We start from the raw sequence: 5,363 nt of genomic DNA on the forward strand, positions 1-5,363 counted from the left end.
CAGCTTCGTCATCCGGGAACGGCCCTTGACATCCAGCTTCCGGGCCCTCTCCATCAGCTCGTCCCGGGTGTGGCCAATCACGTCGACCCCTCCGGCGGTCGGCCGGTTAGTCCCGGCGCCGCCTTTGGCCTGAGGGTCGGAGGGGCCCTTCTCGGGTTTGGGCTCCCAGTGGTCCCCGACCTTCTCGAACGAGTGCTTGAGCGAGGCGAAGGCGGTCTGGTGGGCCCGCGCCTCGTCGTCGTACTGCTCGTGCGCCGCTTCCAGCGTCTTGGCGTAGGTACGCTGGGCCTTCTTCGGCGAACGCTGGATAGTCCCGGGTAGATCCTCTTTGGCGTCATTCGGCACGTCGAACCTCCTGGCTAGATCCCGTTTCTCCAGTAGGCGGGGTGCGTTCGCCCGGGCCCTCGCACCGGCACCGACGATGTCGGGGGACGGTTCTTGCAGCCCGCCTGGAGGAGCTAGGCCCGTAGAACGTGGAGCTGGAAGAAGCCGGCGTCGGCGTCCAGGGTCTCCGACGACCCGAACCCGGCCGCTCTCGCCAGCTCGTGCACAATCGGCGCACGGATGACCGTGCCAATCGCCGCCGAAGGCTGCTCCGCCATCGCCGCCGGCAGGCAGTGGGTGATGCTCCAGCCGTACATCATGCGCTCCATGTCGTCGCCCGGAGCGGTGAACTCGTCGGCCACTTTCTCGTCGGCAACCAGGACCAGCCCGCCCTCGGCGAGCACCTCCCGGGCCGCCCGCAGCACCTCCACCGGGTTCGACATGTCGTGGAGGGCCTCCAGGATGGTGATGAGGTCGAAGGGACCCTCCCGATCCATGGCGGCCGCGTTGGCAAGTTCGAAGCGGACCTCCACGCCGGCTTTCGCCGCGTTCTTCCGGGCGGCGGCAATGCTCTCCGCATCCAGGTCCCAACCGATGACCCTCGCTCCGGGCAGCTGACCCGCCATGGCTATCGCCGCCCAGCCCACACCGCAGCCGAGATCGGCGATCGTAGCTCCGGCGTTCAGGCGTTCGGTCAGCCCGTCGACTGCTCCGATCCACGACGGGACCAGGTCGTGGGTGAACGCCGGTCGATTGACGGCGCCCTGGCCGTGCATCATGTGCGGGCCGTAGTCGGCGAAGGTGACCCCGCCCCCCGTGCGGTAGGCCTCGGTCACCCGGTCCAGGGTCTGGCCGATGCCGACCACGATGTCGGCCAGAGGAGAAACGTGGGTGGGATCCTCCTCCCCCGTGAAGATCGCAGCGGCTTGGCCATCCAGACGGTAAACGCGGGAATCCTGATCTGCCGCCGCGTCGTCCACTGTGAGAAAGCCGGCCACCGCCTGCTGCTCCAGCCACTCCCGGGCGTAGCGCGGGTGGATGCCGGCGGCCTCGGCCAGCCCGGCCGGGGTGTGGGGGGCTTCGGCGAGCACCCGATACAGCCCGAGGGTACGCCCGATGTGGATCGAGAACACCTCGAGCGCCGCCGTCGCCGATGAAATCAGCCGATCCTCCAGCGACTCGGTCGGGGCGATCACGGTCATGCGGGCCTCCTAACAGACTAATTGGTCGGTTAAGTATCGATACCGACTAGTTGGTCTGTCAAGTGGTTAAATGGAAACATGCGAGACGCAGTCACCACGAAGCGCCGGATCCTCGAGGTCGCGCAGGACCTGGTGCTGGACCGGGGGTTCAGCGCCACCACCGTCGATGCCGTAATCGACGCCGCCGGGATCTCCAAGGGAGCCTTTTTTCATCACTTTGCGTCCAAGAACGCCCTCGGGCAGTCGATGCTCGAACGTTACGCCGCAGCCGACGCCGAGATGCTCGAGAGTTTCATGGGCAAGGCGGAAGCAATCTCTGAAGATCCCGCCGAGCAGTTGATAGCGTTCGCCCGGGCGTTCGAGGAGGCTTCCGACGAGCTGTTCTCCGACCCGGGCTGCCTGTTCGTCTCCTTCGTCTACGAGAAGATGCCCGACAGCCGGGAGGCTCACCAGGTCATCCGGAACACCATCGAGTTGTGGCGGAAGCGCCTGGGCGACAAGGTGCGGCAGGCGTTCGCCGAGCGGTCGATCACCGGCACCGACCCGGACTCGCTGGCCGACCTGATGTTCACCACGTTCGAGGGCGCCTTTGTCCTGGCCCGGGCAACCGGTGACCCGAGCGACGTGCGCCGCCAGCTCGGCCACTACCGGCGCTACTTGGAGCTGGTGCTGAATAAGCCGGTCCATGACTGAGACGTTCTGGTATTTCGAGCCTTGCGAAGCGGAGCGGGTGACCATCACCGTTGCCGACATGCCCGAGAACCCTGGCTACTGGGTCCGCGAGCAGGGCCTGGTGGGAACCGACCGCCCGGCAGTACGGGTCACGTACCGCAAGACGGTCTTCTATCTGGACGACGAGTTCGGCAAAGGCTGGCGCAAGGTCACCGAGGAGCAGGGCAGCCCCCAGGCGGCCCACGCCGAGCTGCATCCGGTCGAGGGTTCGGTCCGGTCTCGCGATGCGTGAGGACGTGCCCGCCCCGGGCATACGGCGAAAGTCATGTGGGATTGCCCTTACGGGCAGACATCTGGAACCGCATAGCTTCCAAGAGCAGCCGGGGCTAGAATTTCCACGGATTCCAGCAATAGCTACCGCACTGCCGTCTCAGCCGTAGCAGGTTTTGGCCGGCGTCTTCCTCGCCGTCATTGGACCTGCACGTTGGGGGAAGCTGTCGGATCTCAACAACCGGGAAAGCGCGAGTTTCGGCGGGATCCACGGAGGACCGGATCATGGGGCCAAGCGTGATCGGAGGGGGGAAGCTCAGCGGCTCGCGCTTCATGCCCCACACACCTCAGATGCCGGAGACCCCACAAAGATCTCGCTTCAGTCCCATTGTCGAGCTCCACCGTCTGGCCGGAAATGCGGCTGTGACCCGGATGTTGACGGACTCTCCGCCTATCAACATTCAACGTGATATCGGCCTCGAGATGGAATTCGGCTACGTCGAAACCTTTAGGACTGTGAAGGGGATGTTGGGCAGCAAAAAGAGGGAGAGACTAGGCAAACGCCAGGAGCTCGCCCCTTCCCGTCACGGATTCTTGATCACCGCCGACGATCCGCCCGCTGGTTCATCGGGCGTCCTCTCGGACCTTGAGCTGATAGTGCACCCTCCGGTTGACGACATGAGCCCGCAAGGAAGGGGCCAATTCCAGGCCAGTCTCGTTGCAATGCAGGCTCTAATCTCGTCGCTGGTCGCGTTGACCCCCAAACGAGGGACGGACATCTCGGCCACAAAGTTCGGCGGTGCGGCAGACCTGTTCGTTAGCCCGCAAGGCAGTTCGGCCTTTGACTCAGGCCAGATTCAAGTGACCGCCGGACTCTCCTATCCCGCCCTGGCGCAGATCCGGTCCGGTGCCGCTTACAAGCGATTCGACAGGGCCCTCCAAGCGACAAATTCCGACAAGATCAAGGCTTACGCGATGGGGTCTGGAGGAGCCGGACACGCACCCGAGTATTGGGACGCATGCCGTCGAAGGACAGAGGGGATTATCAGCGTGGGCCGCCTTGAAATAACCGACGACCATCGAGACATTCTGGCCTCGGTAATGAGCCTGATAGTCCAGATTCCAATTTCGGCGTGGCTAAATCGCGGGAATCTGCCCTACCCCAAAGCAGCTGCGCTGCTAATGGCTCGAACAGACTTCTCAGCAATCATTCGCAAGATGCCATGGCCGCTCGGGAAACTCGTCTCCGAGTACCACAGCTGGAACGAGATGCTGCTGGGGGTAGTCAACCAGTTCGTGCCCCAGCAGCTGAAGGAGTCCGATCGCATATTCCCCTCCGCCTTCAGCACCAAAGGCGTTCCTCAGCTTCGCCTTACCCTCGGGGAGTGGTTCTCGGGGATGGGTAGAGAGCTTCCAGTCGACAGGTTGACCGAAGAGGACTATCCCTCGTCGCTCGGCAAGTCCGAGGCGGCGGCGGTCGAAGGACTTGGGGCGTTCAGAGAAAAGGTCGATCCCGGTCAGCGCCCCATCTACGAATTCCGAGGGCTGAAGTCTGTCACCTGGGATCATCTAGCGGATGTCGGACTCGGCTTTTGGGACTACATTGCCGATGCTCACGCCAATTACGAGTCAACCCAGTCTGTGCCTTCACGCCCTTCGGCACCTCTGGTTCACAACAACGTCTTCGGCAACCCGACCATCGGCAGCGAAAACCTTTAGTTGCGGCATGGCCACGGTCGATTTAGGCCGAATCGTGTTGACGGCAGAGTAGGAGCCAGGCCACCGGCGCGGGCGCCCGATGCCGGCCCATGACCGACACGCACCTAACCTGCTAGCGGGGTGACCGGGCCCGCCAGCGGCGCCGGGCTTTCCGTGCCGCCCTGGTCGAGGCGGAACGGCGGGTACTCGTCGGTCATCAACAACACGTAGGCGCACACCCGGTAGACCCACCGGTTCAGGCCCATCAGCAGGTCGAACAGGGTGTCGTTGTACTTGCCGGTGAACAGCAGGATCAACCCGGCGACGACGGCCAAGATGCCGATGAGGCCGGGGCTCGTGACCTGAATCGCCGTATTGTCGGTGGTCACCGAGTAGGCGCCGCCCGTCAGGAGCCCAATAATCAGCAGGTGCGGCAGCGCCAGCAGCCACGCCTTCACCAAAACTAGTCCCCTGGACAGCTTCTCCGGGTATTCGATGTTCAGCCGGGCCGGATACGCGGGGTCGTCATCAAGAGAGAACGGCGGGTACTTGTCGGTGCCGAGCACCCCGGTGCAGTAGTAGGCGACCCTCCAACCCCAGCGGAGGACGCCTGCGTTGTAATCGAACAGCGCCCGGGGGTACTTGCCGGTGAACAGGATGGCGAACCACGCCCCAATCGAGACAAACAGCGCGCCCAGGATCAGGAAGAGCAGGACGATGAAGTGCGGGATGGCCAGGAACCACTTCACCAGCCACTTCCAGCGGGACAGGGCCTCGTCCAGCGTGCCTTCAAGCGAAACCGGATAACTGCCTGGGCTCGACGTCATCTCTTTCCCCTTTGAATTTGGGCCTTCGATCAGGACCTGCAATCAGTGTGCACCTGGGAACAAGCGCCGTCTAGAAATTCCGGAACTTCCCCTTGACCTTGGAGTCGACTCCAAGGTGTACGCTGCCCAGCATGGGACTGAAGGTTTCGGAAATTGCGAAGCGGGCGGGGGTCTCGCCGGACTCAATCCGCTACTACGAGGGGCTGGGCCTCCTAGCGACGGCCGGCCGGACCCCATCCGGCTACCGGCAGTTCGATGAGGACGCGGTCAAGCGGATCCACTTCATCAAGGACGCCCAGAGCCTGGGTCTCAGACTCGACGAGATCGGTGAGCTGCTGAAAATCCAGGACGACGGGGCCTGCCCCTGCGG

At 63.7% G+C, this 5,363-nt stretch carries 7 protein-coding genes; 4 read left to right on the top strand and 3 right to left on the bottom strand.

The features are described 5' to 3' along the window. Window positions 1–345: ChaB family protein (locus VFV09_10940; GenBank protein ID HEU4868231.1), on the bottom strand; the 345-nt coding region annotated here is incomplete at its 3' end. Window positions 346–458: 113 nt separating this feature from the next. Continuing rightward, entirely contained in the window at window positions 459–1,526 is a 1,068-nt protein-coding gene (locus VFV09_10945; GenBank protein ID HEU4868232.1) for a class I SAM-dependent methyltransferase, read from the bottom strand. A gap of 78 nt (window positions 1,527–1,604) precedes the next feature. On the opposite strand from VFV09_10945, the gene VFV09_10950 reads away from it, so the two are divergent. The 3 genes from VFV09_10950 (at window position 1,605) to VFV09_10960 (ending at window position 4,187) form a co-directional block, all read left to right on the top strand. Then, window positions 1,605–2,219, top strand: coding sequence for a TetR/AcrR family transcriptional regulator (locus tag VFV09_10950; GenBank protein HEU4868233.1), 615 nt, complete (start codon window positions 1,605–1,607; stop codon window positions 2,217–2,219). Beyond that, complete coding sequence (locus VFV09_10955; GenBank protein HEU4868234.1) at window positions 2,212–2,490, top strand: hypothetical protein; 279 nt, start codon at window positions 2,212–2,214, stop codon at window positions 2,488–2,490. The genes VFV09_10950 and VFV09_10955 overlap by 8 nt, the downstream gene beginning before the upstream one ends. 572 nt (window positions 2,491–3,062) lie before the next feature. Further along, window positions 3,063–4,187: a hypothetical protein gene (locus tag VFV09_10960; GenBank protein HEU4868235.1), complete on the top strand. Its 1,125-nt coding sequence runs from the start codon at window positions 3,063–3,065 to the stop codon at window positions 4,185–4,187. A gap of 104 nt (window positions 4,188–4,291) precedes the next feature. Here VFV09_10960 and VFV09_10965 read toward each other — a convergent pair whose 3' ends face one another. Then, window positions 4,292–4,993 (bottom strand): DUF4389 domain-containing protein, encoded by a 702-nt coding sequence (locus VFV09_10965; protein ID HEU4868236.1) that lies wholly within the window; start codon window positions 4,991–4,993, stop codon window positions 4,292–4,294. Window positions 4,994–5,124: 131 nt separating this feature from the next. On the opposite strand from VFV09_10965, the gene VFV09_10970 reads away from it, so the two are divergent. Next, window positions 5,125–5,363 (top strand): MerR family transcriptional regulator (locus tag VFV09_10970; protein ID HEU4868237.1); only part of this gene is annotated, 239 nt, incomplete at its 3' end.

This window comes from Actinomycetota bacterium (assembly GCA_035759705.1).
Taxonomy (GTDB): Bacteria; Actinomycetota; CADDZG01; order JAHWKV01; family JAHWKV01; genus JAJCYE01.

What these genes read in the sequence shown, in the direction of transcription:
- VFV09_10945 (HEU4868232.1), bottom strand. Translation starts at nt 1,526, where the DNA reads ATGACCGTGATCGCCCCGACCGAGTCGCTGGAGGATCGGCTGATTTCA.
- VFV09_10950 (HEU4868233.1), top strand. Translation starts at nt 1,605, where the DNA reads ATGCGAGACGCAGTCACCACGAAGCGCCGGATCCTCGAGGTCGCGCAG.
- VFV09_10955 (HEU4868234.1), top strand. Translation starts at nt 2,212, where the DNA reads ATGACTGAGACGTTCTGGTATTTCGAGCCTTGCGAAGCGGAGCGGGTG.
- VFV09_10965 (HEU4868236.1), bottom strand. Translation starts at nt 4,993, where the DNA reads ATGACGTCGAGCCCAGGCAGTTATCCGGTTTCGCTTGAAGGCACGCTG.